At 73.2% G+C, this 15,846-nt stretch carries 19 protein-coding genes and 2 pseudogenes; 8 read left to right on the top strand and 13 right to left on the bottom strand.

The window, feature by feature from the left end:
* Positions 1–277 (bottom strand): biotin/lipoyl-containing protein (locus FPV26_RS08215; RefSeq protein WP_147653398.1); only part of this gene is annotated, 277 nt, incomplete at its 3' end.
* Between the two features lie 281 nt (positions 278–558).
* On the opposite strand from FPV26_RS08215, the gene FPV26_RS08210 reads away from it, so the two are divergent.
* Positions 559–765 (top strand): hypothetical protein, encoded by a 207-nt coding sequence (locus tag FPV26_RS08210; RefSeq protein WP_147653397.1) that lies wholly within the window; start codon positions 559–561, stop codon positions 763–765.
* Here FPV26_RS08210 and FPV26_RS08205 read toward each other — a convergent pair.
* The 6 genes from FPV26_RS08205 to FPV26_RS08180 form a co-directional block, all read right to left on the bottom strand.
* Entirely contained in the window at positions 714–1,541 is an 828-nt protein-coding gene (locus tag FPV26_RS08205; RefSeq protein ID WP_147653396.1) for a hypothetical protein, read from the bottom strand. The two genes, FPV26_RS08210 and FPV26_RS08205, sit on opposite strands and share 52 nt — an antisense overlap.
* A 91-nt stretch (positions 1,542–1,632) precedes the next feature.
* On the bottom strand, positions 1,633–2,532 hold the full coding sequence (locus FPV26_RS08200) for a DMT family transporter (RefSeq protein ID WP_246109243.1): 900 nt from the start codon (positions 2,530–2,532) through the stop codon (positions 1,633–1,635).
* A gap of 9 nt (positions 2,533–2,541) precedes the next feature.
* On the bottom strand, positions 2,542–3,288 hold the full coding sequence (locus FPV26_RS08195; RefSeq protein ID WP_147653395.1) for a pseudouridine synthase: 747 nt from the start codon (positions 3,286–3,288) through the stop codon (positions 2,542–2,544).
* Positions 3,285–4,337, bottom strand: coding sequence for a class I SAM-dependent methyltransferase (locus FPV26_RS08190; protein ID WP_147653394.1), 1,053 nt, complete (start codon positions 4,335–4,337; stop codon positions 3,285–3,287). Before FPV26_RS08190 ends, FPV26_RS08195 begins: the two co-directional genes overlap by 4 nt.
* 58 nt (positions 4,338–4,395) lie before the next feature.
* The gene (locus FPV26_RS08185; RefSeq protein ID WP_147653393.1) at positions 4,396–4,830 is read right to left on the bottom strand and encodes a hypothetical protein; all 435 of its coding nucleotides are present in this window, start codon (positions 4,828–4,830) and stop codon (positions 4,396–4,398) included.
* Entirely contained in the window at positions 4,827–5,393 is a 567-nt protein-coding gene (locus FPV26_RS08180) for an RNA polymerase sigma factor (protein WP_342781839.1), read from the bottom strand. The genes FPV26_RS08185 and FPV26_RS08180 overlap by 4 nt, the downstream gene beginning before the upstream one ends.
* 152 nt (positions 5,394–5,545) lie before the next feature.
* Here FPV26_RS08180 and FPV26_RS08175 point away from each other — a divergent pair, with 152 nt between their 5' ends.
* The 3 genes from FPV26_RS08175 to FPV26_RS08165 all read left to right on the top strand — a co-directional run bounded on the left by FPV26_RS08175 (position 5,546) and on the right by FPV26_RS08165 (position 8,390).
* Positions 5,546–5,872, top strand: coding sequence for a DUF6249 domain-containing protein (locus tag FPV26_RS08175; RefSeq protein WP_147653391.1), 327 nt, complete (start codon positions 5,546–5,548; stop codon positions 5,870–5,872).
* A 324-nt stretch (positions 5,873–6,196) separates the two neighbouring features.
* The gene (locus tag FPV26_RS08170; RefSeq protein WP_342781840.1) at positions 6,197–8,050 is read left to right on the top strand and encodes a glycosyl hydrolase family 18 protein; all 1,854 of its coding nucleotides are present in this window, start codon (positions 6,197–6,199) and stop codon (positions 8,048–8,050) included.
* An 82-nt stretch (positions 8,051–8,132) separates the two neighbouring features.
* On the top strand, positions 8,133–8,390 hold the full coding sequence (locus tag FPV26_RS08165) for a hypothetical protein (RefSeq protein ID WP_147653389.1): 258 nt from the start codon (positions 8,133–8,135) through the stop codon (positions 8,388–8,390).
* Between the two features lie 21 nt (positions 8,391–8,411).
* On the opposite strand, the gene FPV26_RS08160 is transcribed toward FPV26_RS08165, so the two are convergent.
* From FPV26_RS08160 to FPV26_RS08150, 3 genes are all read right to left on the bottom strand, one after another.
* Positions 8,412–8,600 (bottom strand): hypothetical protein, encoded by a 189-nt coding sequence (locus FPV26_RS08160; RefSeq protein WP_147653388.1) that lies wholly within the window; start codon positions 8,598–8,600, stop codon positions 8,412–8,414.
* A 100-nt stretch (positions 8,601–8,700) separates the two neighbouring features.
* Entirely contained in the window at positions 8,701–9,897 is a 1,197-nt protein-coding gene (locus FPV26_RS08155) for an EAL domain-containing protein (protein WP_147653387.1), read from the bottom strand.
* A 46-nt stretch (positions 9,898–9,943) separates the two neighbouring features.
* Positions 9,944–10,768 (bottom strand): NRDE family protein, encoded by an 825-nt coding sequence (locus tag FPV26_RS08150; RefSeq protein ID WP_147653386.1) that lies wholly within the window; start codon positions 10,766–10,768, stop codon positions 9,944–9,946.
* A 48-nt stretch (positions 10,769–10,816) separates the two neighbouring features.
* Here FPV26_RS08150 and FPV26_RS08145 point away from each other — a divergent pair, with 48 nt between their 5' ends.
* The 3 genes from FPV26_RS08145 (at position 10,817) to FPV26_RS08135 (ending at position 13,046) form a co-directional block, all read left to right on the top strand.
* The gene (locus FPV26_RS08145; protein ID WP_147653385.1) at positions 10,817–11,101 is read left to right on the top strand and encodes a DUF4031 domain-containing protein; all 285 of its coding nucleotides are present in this window, start codon (positions 10,817–10,819) and stop codon (positions 11,099–11,101) included.
* 63 nt (positions 11,102–11,164) lie between these two features.
* On the top strand, positions 11,165–11,401 hold the full coding sequence (locus FPV26_RS08140) for a DUF3297 family protein (protein WP_147653384.1): 237 nt from the start codon (positions 11,165–11,167) through the stop codon (positions 11,399–11,401).
* Positions 11,402–11,438: 37 nt separating this feature from the next.
* Positions 11,439–13,046 (top strand): MFS transporter, encoded by a 1,608-nt coding sequence (locus FPV26_RS08135; protein ID WP_147653383.1) that lies wholly within the window; start codon positions 11,439–11,441, stop codon positions 13,044–13,046.
* Positions 13,047–13,372: 326 nt separating this feature from the next.
* Here FPV26_RS08135 and FPV26_RS08130 read toward each other — a convergent pair.
* Together FPV26_RS08130 and FPV26_RS08125 are read right to left on the bottom strand one after the other, a co-directional pair.
* Positions 13,373–14,071, bottom strand: a pseudogene (locus tag FPV26_RS08130) (RNA polymerase sigma factor); the annotation flags it as partial.
* 61 nt (positions 14,072–14,132) lie between these two features.
* The gene (locus FPV26_RS08125; protein WP_147653381.1) at positions 14,133–14,555 is read right to left on the bottom strand and encodes a YciI family protein; all 423 of its coding nucleotides are present in this window, start codon (positions 14,553–14,555) and stop codon (positions 14,133–14,135) included.
* A gap of 162 nt (positions 14,556–14,717) precedes the next feature.
* Between FPV26_RS08125 and FPV26_RS08120 the strand changes: the two are divergent.
* Positions 14,718–15,091: pseudogene (locus FPV26_RS08120) on the top strand (YciI family protein).
* 219 nt (positions 15,092–15,310) lie between these two features.
* Here the strand turns inward: FPV26_RS08120 and FPV26_RS08115 are convergent.
* Positions 15,311–15,628, bottom strand: a complete 318-nt coding sequence (locus FPV26_RS08115) for a PilZ domain-containing protein (RefSeq protein ID WP_147653380.1) — start codon at positions 15,626–15,628, stop codon at positions 15,311–15,313.
* Positions 15,629–15,846 lie beyond the last annotated feature (218 nt).

The raw sequence follows: 15,846 nt of genomic DNA, 5'->3' as shown, positions 1-15,846 counted from the left end.
CGGCGGCCTCGGCCGCCTCGGCCGCCTCGGCCGCCTCGGCCGCCTCGATCAGCGCGATCAGCGCGCCTTCGCTCACCGTGTCGCCGACCTTCACCTTCAGCTCGCGCACCACGCCGGCGAACGGCGCGGGCACTTCCATCGTCGCCTTGTCCGATTCGAGCGTGACCAGGCCCTGGTCCTGCCGGACGCGGTCGCCGACCTGCACCAGCAGCTCGATCACCGGCACATCCTCGTAGCCGCCGATGTCGGGGACGCGCGCTTCCTTCAGTTCGGCCATGGGGGGATCCGTCGCGGGGAAAGAGGGCTATTGTGGCCGTGCGCGGCGGGAGCGCCAAGAAAAAGCCTCCCGGGAGCGGGAGGCTGGGGCAAGCGCCGTGACCGGCGCGAAACGGGGGCGGGCGGCTTGGTGGCCGTCTGTGCGCGCATCCTGCCGCGCACGCGGCCGGGCGCCCCGTGCCGGAAGCGGGCATGACCTTCGTCCCGGGCGCGCCGGCGCCGCAACGCCGCCGCTTCCCGCCGCATCCCTTCCGGTGAGGCCCCACCCGCGAAGGCATGCCCATGTACTCGCTACGACACGTGTTCTGGCGCGGCGCGATGGCGCTGAGCCTGCTCGCCCTCGGCATCGGCAGCGTCGGCGTGGCGCGGCCCATCCCCGACCCCGCCGATGCGGCGCCGGCGGACTGCCGCGTGCAGGCGCAGGCGCCGGATGCCGCTCAGTCGCCGATGATGCGGAAGCCGAAGATCAGGTTCGCGTCGGCGACGTAACGTGCGCTGCCCGTGAGGTTCATGCGCACGGTGGTCCGGCGCTTGAAGAACTCGGTGGCCTGCGCGTCGGTCAGGCCGAAGGTGTCCACCAGCGTGCGCCGGTTGAGGAACCCGGCGATGCACACCGCCGAGTCGCGGGTGCGTTCGGTGAACGCCACGCCCGGTGCGAGCGGCACCTCGAACATCTCCGAGGAGGTCATGCCGGTGCGCAGGCGGCCGCCGAACGGCAGGCCGGTGGTGGGGTCTATCAGCGCCGGGTCGTCGAGCACGGAATTCTCGACGGTCAGCGTCGGCGACAGGGTCAGGCGCGCGACCACCGGCGCGGCAGTCGGATTGTCGTAGCGCACCGTCAGGAACGGCGAGAGCCAGTAGCACAGCAGCGAATGGGTCGCCTTCGGCGGCAGGGTGATGGACGCCACGTCCTGGTGGTTGAAGCTGGTGAGCGCCGGTGCCGGCAGCAGTTCGGTGCAGGCGGCCCCGGGTGCCGGGGGCGTGGCCGAGCAGTCATCGGTCAGGCGCACGTTCATCTGGGTGACGCCCAGCCAGCGCAGGTTGCGGCCGAACGAATCCACGTCGCCGACGTCCTCCACGGTCACCCCGGCCGCCGCCGGCGCCACCGGCTTGTGCCGCGACAGCGCCCGCTGCGATGGCGCGGGCAGCAGATCCGACCCGGCCACTTCACCATCCGGCAGACCGTGACCCCGCTGGGCATAGGCAAACGCGGCCGCGAGCGCCAGCGCCAGCCCGCCGGCGCCGAACATCATTCCGTGCTTCATGTTCGTTTCTCCCCTGGACATGCGCGAAACGCGCACCCGGCGATAACGATGGAACGCCGGCGGAACGGACACGACGCGGCACGCCCCCGCCTCAGGGGTGTTCGGCCTCCAGGTGCGTGCGCTCGCGCTGCAGCAGGTACAGGCCGCTGGCGACGATGATCGCGGCGCCGAGCCAGGTGATCGGGTCGGGCAGCACGCCCCACAGCGCCAGATCCAGGCCCACGCCCCACAGCAGCGCGGTGTACTCGAGCGGTGCGACCAGGGAGGCCTCGCCGACGCGGAACGCCTCGGTGATCGCATACTGGCCGAGCGCGCCGGCCAGGCCGACGCCGGCGATCAGCCAGGCGTGCTCGGCGCGCAGCGGCACCCACGCCGGCCACGCCAGCGCCAGCGAGCCGAGCGCGAGCAGGGCCAGCAGCCACACCACCATCGCCGCGTTCGAATCGGTGCGCGCGAGCACGCGCACGGTGATCGCCGAGACCGCGTAGCCGAACGCGGCCAGCAGGACCGCCAGCCCGGCCAGGCTCGCCAGCCCCTCGCCGGTCGGGCGCAGCACCACCAGCACGCCGAGCAGGCCGATCGCGATCGCGGTCCAGCGCCGCGGCCCGACCTTCTCCCCCAGCACCGGCACCGACAGCGCGGTGATCAGCAGCGGCGCAACGAAGAACAGGGTGTAGGTGGTGGACAGCGGCAGCCGGCGCACGCCGTACACGAACGCGGCCATCATCATCACCCCGAGCGCGCCGCGCAGCAGGTGCAGCGGCCAGCGCACGCGCAGCAACGAACGGTGCGCGCCGCGCGCCACCACCCACAGCAGCACGAACGGCAGCGAGGCCGCGCCGCGCAGGGCGCTGACCTGGAACGGCGGATAGTGCGCGGACAGCAGCTTGAGCCCGGCGTCCATCAGCGAGAACAGGCCGACGGCGGCGAGCATCATGAACACGGCGCGCGCGCGATGCGTCGCGCCGTTGGCGGCGAGGGCGCGGGGCATGCGCCCAGCCTAGCAAGCGGGCATGGGGGGGCCGCCAGTGCCGTCGTCCCCGCGCTCCAAGCCCCACAGCCGCGCCAGGTCGTCCGCGTCCAGCGCGCGCCAGCGTCCCTCGGGCAGGTCGCCGAGCGCCAGTCCGCCGATGCGGCTGCGGTGCAGCGTCGTCACGCGGTTGCCGGTGGCGGCGAACATGCGCCGCACCTGGTGGTAGCGGCCCTCGGTGAGCGTGAGCCGGACGCGGCGCGCGTCCAGCACTTCCAGATGCGCGGGCGCGAGCGGCGTGGCCTCGCCCTCGAGCCGCAGCGTGCCGGCGGCGAACAGTGCGGCCTCGTCGCCGCGCAGGTCCTGCGCGAGCGTGGCCTCGTACACCTTGGGCAGGTGCGACTTCGGCGCGATGATCCGGTGCAGCAGCGCGCCGTCGTCGGTCATCAGCAGCAGGCCGCTGGTGTCGCGGTCGAGCCGGCCGACGCTGGAGAGCACCGGCCGGCGCAGGCGGAAGCGCGGCGGCAGCAGGTCGTACACCAGGCGGCCGACGTCGTGGGTCGAGCAGGTCACGCCGACCGGCTTGTGCAGCATCAAAGTGAAGCCCGGCGGCGGATCGAGCGGTTCGCCGTCGAGGCGGATTTTGGCGTGCGGCACGGTGGCGTCGGCGTCCAGCGGCACGCCGCGCGGGTCGGTGATGCGGCCGTCGCGGAACATGCGCTGCACGTCCTTGCGGCTGCCGTAGCCGAGGTTGGCGATCAGCCGGAGCAGCTTCATCGCGCCACCGCCGTGCAGACCTTGTAGCCGCCTGCCTGCGCCAGCGTGCGCACGTCGGCAAAGCCCTCGGCGAGGGTGCGCTCGTAGGGCAGCTGGCGGTTGGCGACCAGGAACAGGCGCCCGCCCGGGCGCAGCGCGGCGGCGGCGGCGCGCAGGAAGGCGCGGCCGAGCTCGGGGCGCGCGTCGGGGCCCTCGCCGTGGAACGGCGGGTTGCAGACCACGAAGTCGTAGCCGCCAGGCACGCCGCCGGCGACGTCGTGCCAGTGGAAGCCGAGCGTCACGCGCGTGGCGAACGGCACCAGGTTCTCGCGTGCGCAGGCGAGCGCGCGGGCGTCGGCCTCGTACAGGTCGAACGCGGTCACGCGCGGGTACCGCGCCAGCACCTGGGTGGCGAGGTAGCCCCAGCCGGCACCGAGGTCGGCGCCGCGCCCGGCGAGTTCGGCCGGCAGGTGCGCGACGAGCAGGGCCGAGGCCGCATCCACCCGATCCCAGGCGAACACGCCCGGGCGGCTGACGAATCCGCCGCCGTGGGCGCGCGGATCGGCGATCCGGCGCGGGGCGTCGAGCGCGGCCCACTCGGCCGCGAGCCGCGGGTCGGGCGGCGCGGCCAGCGGCGCGGTCCAGAACACGCGGCAGTGGTGCTTGGAGAGCGTGCCCAGCGGCCCGGCGAGGCGGGCGAGGTCGGCCTCCGCGCTCTTCGCGCCGGCGGCATTCGGCGCCGCGGCGAGCACGCGCCCGCCCGGCGCGAGCGCGGCCAGCGCCTGCGCGAACAGCGCACGCGCCTGCTCGCGCTGGCGCGGCGGCAGCACCAGCACCAGCGGCCAGCGGCGCGTGGCCTCGTCCCCGGCCGCGGCATGGCCCGCGCGCTGCAGCGCGTCGGCCAGCGGCTTGACCGGCTGGCGCCAGACCAGCCCCGGCCACGGCCGCGCCTGCAATGCGGTCCCGGCACGCGCGCCCAGGAACAGCGCCCCCTCCGCCGGCCAATCCAGCAGGCCGTCGTGGAAGGGGCGCAGCAGCGCGTGCAGCGCGGGATCGTCGGTGGCGGTCACGGCCTGCAGCGGGCGGAAGGGGGCGCGGATTCTAGCCCGCCCGCCTGGCCCGCCCCCGCTAGCCGGCCGCGCGCCACCGCCCGCGCAGCAGCTCGACCATGGACGACAGGCCGACGCAGGCGGCCAGCACCAGCGTCCAGCCCAGCGCGTCGTGCGAGGACAGCGCGGGGAACGCCGCGGCGAACGCGGCCAGCATGCGCCCGCCGTACAGCGCCAGCGCCACCGGGATCGCCAGCAGCAGCACCAGCACCAGGCCCTGCTGCAGCCGCTGCTCCAGGCGCAGGTCGAGCGCGGCGGCGCCCACCTGCCGCGCCAGCCGGCGGGCGAAGTCGGCCGGCAGCTCCGCCGGCAGCGGCGCGCGCAGCGCGCGCACCACGCGGCGGTAGGACGCCGCGCGCGGATCGCCCTGGGCCAGGTGCAGCCGCTCCTCGTGCAGCGCGCGTTCCTGCGCCTGCCACTCGCGTTCGTCGAAATGTTCGTCGTGCGGGTTCATGCGGCGACTCCCATCCGCGCCTCCAGCGCCTGCTTCAGGCGCAGCCGGCTGCGGAACAGATGGCTCTTGATGGTGCCCTCGGCCAGGCCGGTGATCGCGGCGATCTCCGCGATCGGCACTTCGTCGAGGTGGTACAGGGTCAGGATCGTGCGCTGCAGCGGCGGCAGGCGCTCGACCTCGGCGTGCAGCAGCCGGTCGAGCTCGGCCTCGGCATGGTCGCGCTCGAGGTCGGCGCCGTCGCCGACGTGCTCCAGCAACGCCGCGTGCGCCTCCCCGTCGGCCGCCTCGGCGAGCGGGATGCGCTTCTTCTCCAGGTGGCGCTTGGCGACCGAGTAGGCGACCTGCGCGACCCACCCCTTCAGCGGCGCCTCGGCGCGGTACTGGTGCAGGCACTGGTGCACGCGCAGGAAGGCCTCCTGGCACAGCTCGCGGGTGTCCTCGGGGTGGCGGACCATGCGCTGGATCACGTGCCAGACCAGCCCCTGGTAGGCGGCCACCAGGCGCTCGAACGCGCCCGGCGCGTTCGCCAGCACCGCCTCCGCCAGGGCGCGGTCGTCGGACATGGGGACATCCTGCATGCCGACCCGGGATACGGCCAGTGCGGCCGCGGTTGCAGGCCGTCCCGCGCGGACGGACGGCGCATCCCGCTGCAACCGCCGGCGCGTCCGCCGTATCCCCTGCCTCGAACCCGCCACTTCCCTTCCGCGAGGCCGCCATGAACTTCGAAATCCTGATCCCGATCACCCTCTTCATCTGCATCGCCTATGCGATCAAGGCCGTGGTGGACGCCCGTGTGCGCAAGCAGATGCTCGCCTCGCAGGGCGCCGAGGACCTGATCCGGGCGATGCTGCAGGGCGAGGAGCAGCGCCAGCGCCAGGGCTCCCTGCGCTGGGGCATCACCCTGACCGCGCTCGCGGTCGGTTTCGGCCTGGTCGAGGCCGCCGGCTGGACCGACGTCACCCCCGGCGTGATCGCGGTGCTGCTCGGCGCCACCGGCCTGGGCAACCTGGCCTTCTACGCGCTCTCGCGCCGCCTCGGCTGACCCCGCCACGGCCGGCCCCGCGGCAGCACACGGCTGCCGCCGGGCCCGGCCTGCGCCGCCCCACGGCGCGTTCCTTGACCGCGGTCACACCACTCGTCCGCGGTTTTTCCGATCCACGCTCGATCTGTGACGCGCTCGGCAACCCGCCCGGTGCGGGCTGCCGAGACTGCCCCCGGCCAGCCGTCCACGGATGGCGCACGGTGCCCGCCCCCGCGGCCCGTCGCTGGTGCCTTCCCCCGGGCCCCTGTCCACCCCTGTCCAGATCCTGCCGTGCCGACCACTTCCCTGTTCCCCCGTCTGCGCGCGCGCGTGCTGCGCCGCGCCCTGGTTCTCCTTGCCATCCTTGCCCTGCTGGCGCTGACCGCGCATGCCGCCCGCACCGCCAACGCGCCGCCGAGCGTGCGCCTGACCGCGCCCGGCGACGGCGCCAGCATCCCGCAGGGGGTGGCGATCACCCTCACCGCCGAGGCCGGCGATCCCGACGGCAGCATCGCCCGGGTCGAGTTCTATGCCGGCAGCACCCGGCTCGGCAGCGACAGCACCGCGCCGTATGCGTTCGCCTGGAGCAACGCGCCGGCCGGCACGCACGTGCTCAAGGCGGTGGCGCAGGACGACCGCAAGGCGCGCACCACCTCGGCCAGCGTCACCATCACCGTGCAGCCGACGGCCGACACCGTGGCGCCGAGCGTGCCCACCGGCCTGAGCGTGGCCGGCCGCACCAGCGCCAGCATCACCCTCGCCTGGCAGGCCGCCACCGACAACGCCGGCGGCAGCGGCGTGGCCGGTTACGACGTGTTCCGCAACGGCGTGCTGGTCGGCAGCACCGCCGGCACCGGCTACACCGACAGCGGCCTGGCCGCCGACACCGGCTACGGCTACACCGTGCGCGCCCGCGACGCGGCCGGCAACGCCTCCGCGCAGAGCGCCGCACTGATCGCCGCCACCACGCCCGCCGACGGCGCCGCGCCGGCGCGGGTGGTGGGTTACTTCACCCAGTGGGGCATCTACAACTCCGGCTACACGGTGCGCATGCTCGACACCAGCGGCACCGCCGCGCGCCTGACCCACCTGATCTACGCCTTCGGCAACGTGCGCGACAACCGCTGCGAGGTCGGCGTGCTCAAGGCCACCGACCCGGCCACCGGCGAGGGCGGCGACGCCTACGCCGACTACTCGCGCACCTACACCGCGGCCGAGAGCGTGGACGGCGTGGCCGACCTGTGGAACCAGCCGCTGCGCGGGCACTGGAACCAGCTGCGCAAGCTCAAGCAGAAGTACCCGAACCTGAAGGTGCTGATCTCGCTCGGCGGCTGGACCTGGTCGCGCGGCTTCGCCAGCGCGGCGCGGCCGGAGCACCGGGCCGCGTTCGTGGCCTCGTGCATCGACGCCTACATCCGCGGCAACCTGCCCCTGTTCGACAACGCCGGCGGCCCCGGCGCGGCGGCCGGCGTGTTCGACGGCTTCGACATCGACTGGGAGTACCCGGCCGCGTGCGGCCTGACCTGCGGCGGCAGCGAGGACACCGACAACTTCACCGGCCTGCTGGCCGAATTCCGCCGCCAGCTCGACGCGGTGCGGCCGGGCCTGCTGCTGAGCGTGGCGGTGGGCGCGGGCGTGGACAAGATCCGCGTCACCCGTCCCGACCAGTACCACCCGTCGGTGGATTTCATCAACGTGATGACCTACGACTTCCACGGTGCGTGGGAGCCGCGCACCAACTTCCATTCGGCGCTGTTCAACGATCCGGGCGATCCGGCCACGGGCGATGCACGCTACTACAACACGCACGACGCGATCCAGGCCTTCCTCGACCGCGGCGTGCCGGCCTCCAAGCTGCACCTGGGCATCGCCTCCTACGGCCGCGGCTGGACCGGCGTGGGCAGCGCCAACAACGGCCTGTACCAGGGCGGCAGTGCCGCCGCGGGCAGCCTGGGCGAGGGCATCGAGAGCTACCGCCGGCTGCGCACGCTGGCCTGGCCGGTGTACGCCGAGCCGGACTCCAAGGCGCGCTGGATCTACGACGGGCGCACGTTCTGGAGCTTCGACGATCCGGTCACGATCGCCGACAAGATGGCCTACGCGCGCGTGCAGGGCCTGGGCGGGGCGTTCCTGTGGGACTTCAGCGGCGACGACGCGCAAGGCGGGCTGGTGGCGGCGATGCACGCCGGGCTGCGCTGAATCGTGCATTCGCGCCGGTCTTGACCCTGTGCAAACGTGTCCGCTGGCACGCTGGCGGACACGTCACCCAGGAGCGCGAGCCATGCGAGCCCTTTTCGTCGGCGGCCCGGTGGACAACAGCGAACTCGATCTGGAGGGGCCGCCGCCGGCCCACTATCCCCCCGACACCGGCAGCGGCCAGCCGCGCTACACGCTGCACCACATCGGCTGGCGCGAGGACGAGATCGTCTATGCCGTGTACGCGGCGCCGGCGCTGGCCGACGCCGAGGTGCGCCGGATCAGCGAGGAACGCGACTATCCGCGCCGGTTCGAGGCGATGCCGGCCGAATACGTACCTTGAGCGGTGCCCCGACGGGCCGCCTCAGCGGCAGCGGAAGTAGCTCGGGCCGCCGCGGCCGTCGGCATAACGGCGCTCGCTGGCATAGCCGCTGCTGCGGCCGTAGCCGACGCCGAAGTCGCGCTCGGGGTAGGTGCGCATGGCGGGGGCCGCCGGGGCGGGCGTCGGGAGACGCAGCGCCGGGCGGGGGTCGCGGGTGCGGGGGGCGGTCATAGCGGGAACCTCGTGATTTGGTGTGCTGGTATAGTAACACACCAAGATTCCCGCGCATGGGCCGGAAGTCACTCCTTGGCTGTGTCCGGGCCCGCCCCGTTCAGACCAGGGCATCGGCGTCGCTGAACCGTGCCGCCTCGCCGGACAGCACCGCCTCGGCCGGCTGTGCCTGCCCGACCAGGTAGCCCTGGGCGAAGCGCACCCCCAGCGCACGCAGCTGGGCGAGCTGCTCGCGCGTCTCCACACCCTCCATGATCACCTCGGCGCGCAGGCCGTGCGCCATCGCCACGATCGCGCGCACGATCGCCATCGCGCGCTCGGAGTCGAACATGTGCCGGGCGAAGGCCTGGTCCACCTTGACGTACTCGAACTCGAGCTTGTGCAGGTGGGTCAGGTTGGAATAGCCGGTGCCGAAGTCGTCGAGCGCGAACGGGATGCCATGCGCGCGGCAATGCGCCATCACCGCCGCGACCTGGGCGTAGTCGAGCATGCGGCTCTCGGTCACCTCGAGCTTGAGCACGCCCGGCGGCAGCCCGGCGCGGTCCACGCGCTGCACGATGTGGCGCGCCATCCCGGGCTCGACCAGCTGGCGCGCGGAGAGGTTGACCGCGATGCTCGGCAGGGCGTCCTCGCCCGCCGCGCGCAGGCCGCGCAGCACCTCCAGCACGCGGTCGAGCACGTACTCGCCCACCGGCACGATCAGCGAGGTTTCCTCGGCCAGCTTGATGAACTCCGCCGGCGAGACCACGCCGCGCTCGGGCAGCTGCCAGCGCACCAGCGCTTCGTACTTGCTCACGCGCGCGGTGCGCAGGTCGTAGATCGGCTGGTAGCGCACTTCCAGCGTGCCGTGGTGCAGGGCCTCGCGCAGCAGCGCCTCGAGCCGGATCTTGTCCAGGCCGACGCGCTCGCCCGGATGCTCGGCGGGCAGGTCCTCGGCCGGGGGCGGCGCGTCCTCGGGCAGGTGCGCGAGCAGGTGGCGGGCACGCCGGCGCAGGCTGCCCACCAGGGTGCGCACGATCGGGTCGCTGTTCTCCAGCCGCTCGTGGAACTGGTCGCGGTCGATCGCCAGCAGCACCGTGTCGCCGCGCGCGGTGGCGGTGACGCTGCGCGGGGCGCCCTCGAGCATGCCGAGTTCGCCGATCAGCTCGCCCGGGCCGAACACCCCATGGTGGACGGTGCGCCGGCCCTGCTGCGAGGTCAGCTCGATCGCCCCGCGTTCGATCAGCCAGGCGCAATCGGCCGGATCACCCTGGCGGTAGAGGATTTCACCGTCGAACAGCTCGCGTGTGACTGCCATGTGCGCTCCCCCCTGTCGGACGCGGCACGGAATCCAGGTGTCGAAGTCAACGTGAATCGGGCGCTGCGGCGGCCAGTGGACCGGTTTCCTGCCGCGGCCACTGCACGAAACTCGCGCCGAGCGGCACCGCGTCCGGGCCGTAACGGCGTTCGGCGAACACGATGCGGTCGGCTCCCGCCAGCACCACGCTGCTGCAGCGCGTGCCGTAGTGCGGATCGCGCACGAAGGGCGGCGAGAGGTGCCGCTCCAGGGCCAGGCCGACCCCGGTGTCCGGCAGCTCGGCGTCGGGCGCCGGCACGGTGTCGGCGAGCGCGGCGAACAGCGGCGCGACCAGGTCCGCACCCGGCTCGCGCTGCGCCAATGGCGAGGCCAGCCAGGTCTCCAGCGCATGCGTGGCGCGGCCGCTCTTTGGCCAGCGCGCGTCGAAGGCGCCGTTGGACACCGCGTGCACGCCGGGCGCGAGCGGCTGCCAGGCGTAGCGCGGATGGTTGGTCGCGTAGGCCAGCGTGTGCCCGTCCCACAGCAGCAGGTTGAAGCGGCCGTACTCGGGCGCGGTCGGCGACAGGCGCAGCAGCCAGTCCTCGACATCGGCCGTCGCGTGCGCGAACTCGCGCACCAACTGTCCGCGCGAGCGCGGCGCGAGCGCGGCGACCGGCCCCACGCGCACGTTGGTCACCGCCGCCAGGCGGCCGCGCGCGGACACCAGCAGCCAGCTGCCGCCGGCCTGCAGGTCGCGCCCGCCGTACACGTCCGGACGCTGCGGGTCCGGCCCGGCCGGCGCGCTCGGGCGCGCGTGCAGCTCGTCGCGGTTGGCGATCAGGGCCAGCGGGTAGCGCGGATGCGCTTGCCAGGCGACGGCGATCAGGCACATGCGGCGATGGTAGCCCGCTTGCGCCCGCAATCGGCCACACTGGCGCCCATGACCGTGTACGTGGACGACCCCGTGACCCTCTGGCGCGGCCGGCGCTGGGCGCACCTGATGGCCGACACGCTCGAGGAACTGCATGCGATGGCGGCGCGCCTGGGCCTGCCGCGGCGCGCGTTCCAGAACAAGACCAGCGGCGCGCACTACGACATCACCGCCGAGCTGCGCGAACAGGCGCTGGCGCTCGGCGCGGTGGCGATCTCGCGCCACCGCGACCGCGCGCTGGTCAAGGCAGTGATCGCCCGCGCCCGCGCCCAGGGCCGCGGCGAGGCGCCGTGACCGCCCGCGCGGCCCCGGGCCGCTACAATCCCCGGCCCGTTCCTTCCGCGCCGCCGCACGACGATGTCCGACACCCCGCCCGACCGCCTGTCCAACGATCCGCGCAGCCCCTACTACGACGAGGCCCTGCTCGCCCGCGGCATCGGCATCCGCTTCAACGGCGTGGAGCGGCACAACGTCGAGGAATACTGCATCAGCGAGGGCTGGGTGCGGCTGCCGGTGGGCAAGAGCAAGGACCGCCGCGGCCAGCCGATGACGATCAAGGTCAAGGGCACGGTCGAGGCCTGGTTCCTGACCTGAGCCGCGCCCCGCGCAGCACATCCCGACAGGCATCGCCATGAAGGCCGGCGGCTTCTCCTTCCACCACCCCGTGGCCTTCTGGCTCGGCAGCGCGCTGATCGTCGCCGGCGTGCTGGCGCACATGCCGATGTTCCTGATGGGCCGGCACACCCACTGGCAGATGGTGGGCATGCCGATGACCGCCGAGATGTGGCTCGGCATGGGCCTGATCCCGCTCGGCCTGGCGCTGGCGTGCTACGGCCTGATGCCGCGCATCGCGCAGATGCGCGCCGCACTGCGCGGCGACGCCGGCCAGCTGCACTTCCACGTCGCCGACGGCGTGCCGCTCAACCGCGAGCACTGGAAGCTGGTGGTCGTGCTGGTGATCGCGCTGGCGGTGGACGTGATGAAGCCGGCCACGCTCGGCTTCGTCATGCCGGGCATGAGCGCCGAATACGAAATCTCCAAGCCGACCGCGAGCCTGCTGGCGCTGTTCGCGCTCACCGGCACCACGGTGGGCTCGGTGGTGTGGGGCCGGATCGGCGACCTGTTCGGCCGCCGCGCCGCGATCCTGCTCGGCGCGCTGATGTTCATCGGCACCGCGATCTGCGGCGCGATGCCCGAGTTCGAGTGGAACCTGGCGATGTGCTTCCTGATGGGTGCCTCGGCCGGCGGGCTGCTGCCGATCGCGTTCACGCTGATGGCGGAGACGGTGCCGGCCGCGCACCGCGGCTGGCTGCTGGTGGCGCTGGGCGGCATCGGCACCTCGGCCGGCTACCTGCTCGCGGCCGGCGCCGCGGCGACGCTGGAACCGCTGTTCAGCTGGCGCGTGCTGTGGCTGCTCGGGCTGCCGACCGGCGCGCTGATCATCTTCCTGGACCGCTACATCCCCGAATCGCCGCGCTTTCTGTCGAACATGGGCCTGGCGCACGAGGCGCGCGCGGTGCTGCGCCGCTTCACCGGCGACGCCGCCGGGATCGAACGCGAGGACGCCGCGCACCCGGCGCCGCCGGCGCTGGACGAGCAGCATCCGGTGCGCGGCGCGCGCGCGCTGCTGCACGGCCGGCACGCGCCGATCAGCTGGGGCCTGCTGACCTGCGGCGTGGCCTGGGGCCTGGCCAACTTCGGCTTCCTGCTGTGGCTGCCGGTGAACCTGACCGAGCTCGGCGTGGATCCGAAGGCGGCGAGCGCGCTGCTGGCGAAGTCGGCGCTGTGGGCGCTGCCCGGCATCGCCGTGGTGATCTGGCTGTACCACCGCTGGAGCAGCTTCCGCTCGCTGGTGCTGTTCATCGTCCTGAGCACGCTGTCGCTGCTGCTGTTCGCGGCGATGGGCGCGCTCGGCCTGCGTTCGGAAGCGCTGACCACCGCCGCCACCGCGCTGCTGCTCACCAGCATCAGCGGCGTGATCGCGATGCTGATCCCGTACGCGGCCGAGATCTATCCGGTGCACCTGCGCGGCACCGGCTCGGGCGTGATCGCGGCCAGTTCCAAGGCCGGCGGCATCCTCGGCGCGGGCCTGGGCGTGCTCGGCTTCTTCTCCCACTTCACCCTGTCGGCGCTGCTGATCGCGCTGCCGATGGCGGTGTCGGCAGTCATGCTCTGGCGCAGCGGGATCGAGACCCGCGGCCACCGCCTCGAGGAGATCCAGGCGGCGCTGTCGCGATGACGGGCGGCGCGCGTTGTTTGCCACGGATCAAGGTGGATGAACACCGATAAAAGCGAGCGCCTGCTCCAGAATCGAAGCCGGGTGGCGCAAGGAAGCTTTCGAGGGGACGACCGTTGATTCCGGCGTAAAGCCGGTGCCGCAACGTCATTCCGGCGCATCCGCGTCGTGACCGGTTGCGGCGCTTTCTCCCTGATTTTTTTCATCCGTGTTCATCCGCCTTGATCCGTGGCCAAAACCCCACGCTGACCACACGCCACCGCACGCGCACGCAGCAGCGCCTGCTCGCGGGCGTTGCGGGTGAGGGCGGCGGCGCGTTCGAACTCGGCGCGGGCCTCGGCATGCCGGCCCAGGCGCAGCGCCTCCTCGCACAGCGCGGGCCGGATCAGGTCCTCGCCCGCGGTCGCGGTGTAGCCCTCGTTGAACACCAGGTAGATCACGCCGAGCACCGCCGCCAGCCGCTGCGGCAGTTCCTCGCGGCGCGGCACCTCGAACGGCACCCGCTTCTCGGCCAGGGTGCGCTTGGCGCGCACGATGCGCTGGGCCACGGTCGGCTCCGGCACCAGGAACGCGCGCGCGATCTCGTCGGTGGCCAACCCGCCGAGCAGGCGCAGGGTGAGCGCCACCTGCGCCTCCTGCGAGAGCACGGGATGGCAGGCCACGAACATCAGCCGCAGCAGGTCGTCGCCGATGTCGTCCTGCAGGCGGTCCTCGTCGTCCGGCGCGGGCATGGCCGCATCCCCCGCTTCGAGCGCGAGGCCCGCGTGCTTGTCCTGCTGCAGGCGCAGGTGGCGCAGGCGGTCGATCGCGCGGTGTTTGGCGGTCGCCATCAGCCAGGCGCCGGGCTTGTCCGGCACGTCGTCGCGCGGCCAGCGCTCGAGCGCGGCGACCAGCGCGTCCTGGGCCAGTTCCTCGGCCAGGTCGAGGTCGCGCAGCATGCGCGTGAGCGCGGCGACGATGCGCGGGGCTTCCATGCGCCACACGGCATCGATCGTGCGATGGATGTGGTCGGGCGCGGGGGTGGACATCGCGCCCGATCACACCACCGCGCGACGGCGACCGCAAGCCGCGGCGCGGCTCACATCGGCTTCAGCAGGACCGCGCAGCGAGTTCGGCGCGCATGCGTTCCTCCCGCACGCGCAGTTCCTCGTCCAGCGCCTCGCCGAAGTCCTCGGGCTCGAACACCGGGCGCAGTTCGACCTCGGCGCCGCCGTCGAAAGGCGCGCGCTTGAGCCATTCCACCGCCTCCTCGAGCGAGCGCACCTGCCACAGCCAGTAGCCGGCCACCAGCTCCCTGGTCTCGGCGAACGGGCCGTCCATCACGGTGCGCCGGCCGCCCTCGAACCGCACCCGCACGCCCTTCCGGCTCGGGTGCAGGCCATCGCCGGCGAGCAGGATCCCGGCCTTGAACAGTTCCTCGTTGTAGCGGCCCATCGCGTCGAGGATCTCGCGCGCGGGCATCTTCCCGGCCTCGGTCTCCGGGCTTGCCTTGACCAGCACCATCACTCGCATCGTGCATCTCCTTGGGGTGGGACACGGGCCCGGAAGCCGGGCTCCCGGGAGGGACGACGGATGCGCGGGGGCGGAATCGACATCGCCGCGGAAAAATGTCCGCCTCCCCGCCCCGTGGCGGATGCGACATGATCCCGCCTCCCCCATCGCGCAGGGTTCGCCATGCAGTTCCTGCTCCTTGTCTACATTGACGATGCCCTGATGGACGCCCTGCCCCGGGCGAGTTCGAGCACATGATGCGCGGCTGCCTGCACCATGCCGACGCGCTCAAGGCCGAGGGCCGGCTGCTGGAGGCACGCCAGCTCGAGGCCCCGGCCACGGCGCGGACGGTGCGGGTCCGCAACGGCCGCACCACGGTCACCGACGGTCCGTTCGCCGAGACCAAGGAGGTGCTGGCCGGCTTCAACCTGATCGAGGCCGACAGCCTGGAGGAAGCCGTGCGCATGGCCCAGGAGTGGCCGTGGATCCGCACCGGCAGCATCGAGGTGCGGCCGGTTCGGGACATGGACGCGGTGCGGCGGCGGGTTGGGGCCTGATGCCGGGGTGAGTCGTCACCGCATGGTGCGTGCGCGTGGGCGTGGGCGTTGCCTCAGTTTGCTTCGGGCACGGGCGCCATCCGCTGCCGTCGTCCCGGCGCAAGCCGGGATCCATTTGGCGCTTGCCGTTGCGCATTCCTCTTCGCAGGCCACGAGGTCCCGGCGCACGGCGACGGCGTGGGTTGCGAATGAGGCCGCGGCCTGCGCGCCGCCACCTGCTCAGCTCTCGATCCCCAGCCCCACGAACAAGGCGCGGATGTCCTCCTCCTGCGCGGTGTCGAACTCCACGCCGACGTCGTCCATGCCCACCCGCGCCACCCGGCCGCACAGCCCGACCAGGCCGCCGCCCAGTTCCTCGAAGTACAGCCGCAACACCGCCCCGCGCTGCGGCACCCAGTGCTCCGGCAGGCTGACCCGCGCGCCGCCGCGTGAGATGTCGAGCAGGTACGCCTCGTGGCGGTCGCCGTTGGGGCGCACCATCACCGTCCGCACCACGTCCTGGCGCGGATGCTGGCGGCGTTCGACCGGGATCTTCATGGCCCCAAGCCTAGTGCGACCGCGCCTTCGCGGCCGGATATCCCTTCCAACGGCAAGGGGTGCCGACCAACGGTCGGGACCAGGGGCGGCCCACCCGCCCGGCCGGGGCCGGCGGATCCCAAGGGCCCCGGCCGCCCGGCCACGGATTCAGCCAGCCCTCCTCGTCGACACCCCGCCGACCCCGCCTTAACGGCTCTTTTACTTTCCTCCCCCGGCGG

This window comes from Vulcaniibacterium gelatinicum (assembly GCF_008033445.1).
Classification (GTDB): Bacteria; Pseudomonadota; Gammaproteobacteria; order Xanthomonadales; family Xanthomonadaceae; genus Vulcaniibacterium_B; species Vulcaniibacterium_B gelatinicum.
Note: the sequence above shows the minus strand (reverse complement) of the source record. Positions and strands in the feature narration are given on the sequence as shown.

Coding starts and splice junctions, on each gene's coding strand:
- FPV26_RS08210 (WP_147653397.1), top strand. CDS start 559: ATGTACTCGCTACGACACGTGTTCTGGCGCGGCGCGATGGCGCTGAGC.
- FPV26_RS08205 (WP_147653396.1), bottom strand. CDS start 1,541: ATGAAGCACGGAATGATGTTCGGCGCCGGCGGGCTGGCGCTGGCGCTC.
- FPV26_RS08200 (WP_246109243.1), bottom strand. CDS start 2,532: ATGCCCCGCGCCCTCGCCGCCAACGGCGCGACGCATCGCGCGCGCGCC.
- FPV26_RS08195 (WP_147653395.1), bottom strand. CDS start 3,288: ATGAAGCTGCTCCGGCTGATCGCCAACCTCGGCTACGGCAGCCGCAAG.
- FPV26_RS08185 (WP_147653393.1), bottom strand. CDS start 4,830: ATGAACCCGCACGACGAACATTTCGACGAACGCGAGTGGCAGGCGCAG.
- FPV26_RS08180 (WP_342781839.1), bottom strand. CDS start 5,393: ATGTCCGACGACCGCGCCCTGGCGGAGGCGGTGCTGGCGAACGCGCCG.
- FPV26_RS08175 (WP_147653391.1), top strand. CDS start 5,546: ATGAACTTCGAAATCCTGATCCCGATCACCCTCTTCATCTGCATCGCC.
- FPV26_RS08165 (WP_147653389.1), top strand. CDS start 8,133: ATGCGAGCCCTTTTCGTCGGCGGCCCGGTGGACAACAGCGAACTCGAT.
- FPV26_RS08160 (WP_147653388.1), bottom strand. CDS start 8,600: ATGACCGCCCCCCGCACCCGCGACCCCCGCCCGGCGCTGCGTCTCCCG.
- FPV26_RS08155 (WP_147653387.1), bottom strand. CDS start 9,897: ATGGCAGTCACACGCGAGCTGTTCGACGGTGAAATCCTCTACCGCCAG.
- FPV26_RS08150 (WP_147653386.1), bottom strand. CDS start 10,768: ATGTGCCTGATCGCCGTCGCCTGGCAAGCGCATCCGCGCTACCCGCTG.
- FPV26_RS08145 (WP_147653385.1), top strand. CDS start 10,817: ATGACCGTGTACGTGGACGACCCCGTGACCCTCTGGCGCGGCCGGCGC.
- FPV26_RS08140 (WP_147653384.1), top strand. CDS start 11,165: ATGTCCGACACCCCGCCCGACCGCCTGTCCAACGATCCGCGCAGCCCC.
- FPV26_RS08135 (WP_147653383.1), top strand. CDS start 11,439: ATGAAGGCCGGCGGCTTCTCCTTCCACCACCCCGTGGCCTTCTGGCTC.
- FPV26_RS08125 (WP_147653381.1), bottom strand. CDS start 14,555: ATGCGAGTGATGGTGCTGGTCAAGGCAAGCCCGGAGACCGAGGCCGGG.
- FPV26_RS08115 (WP_147653380.1), bottom strand. CDS start 15,628: ATGAAGATCCCGGTCGAACGCCGCCAGCATCCGCGCCAGGACGTGGTG.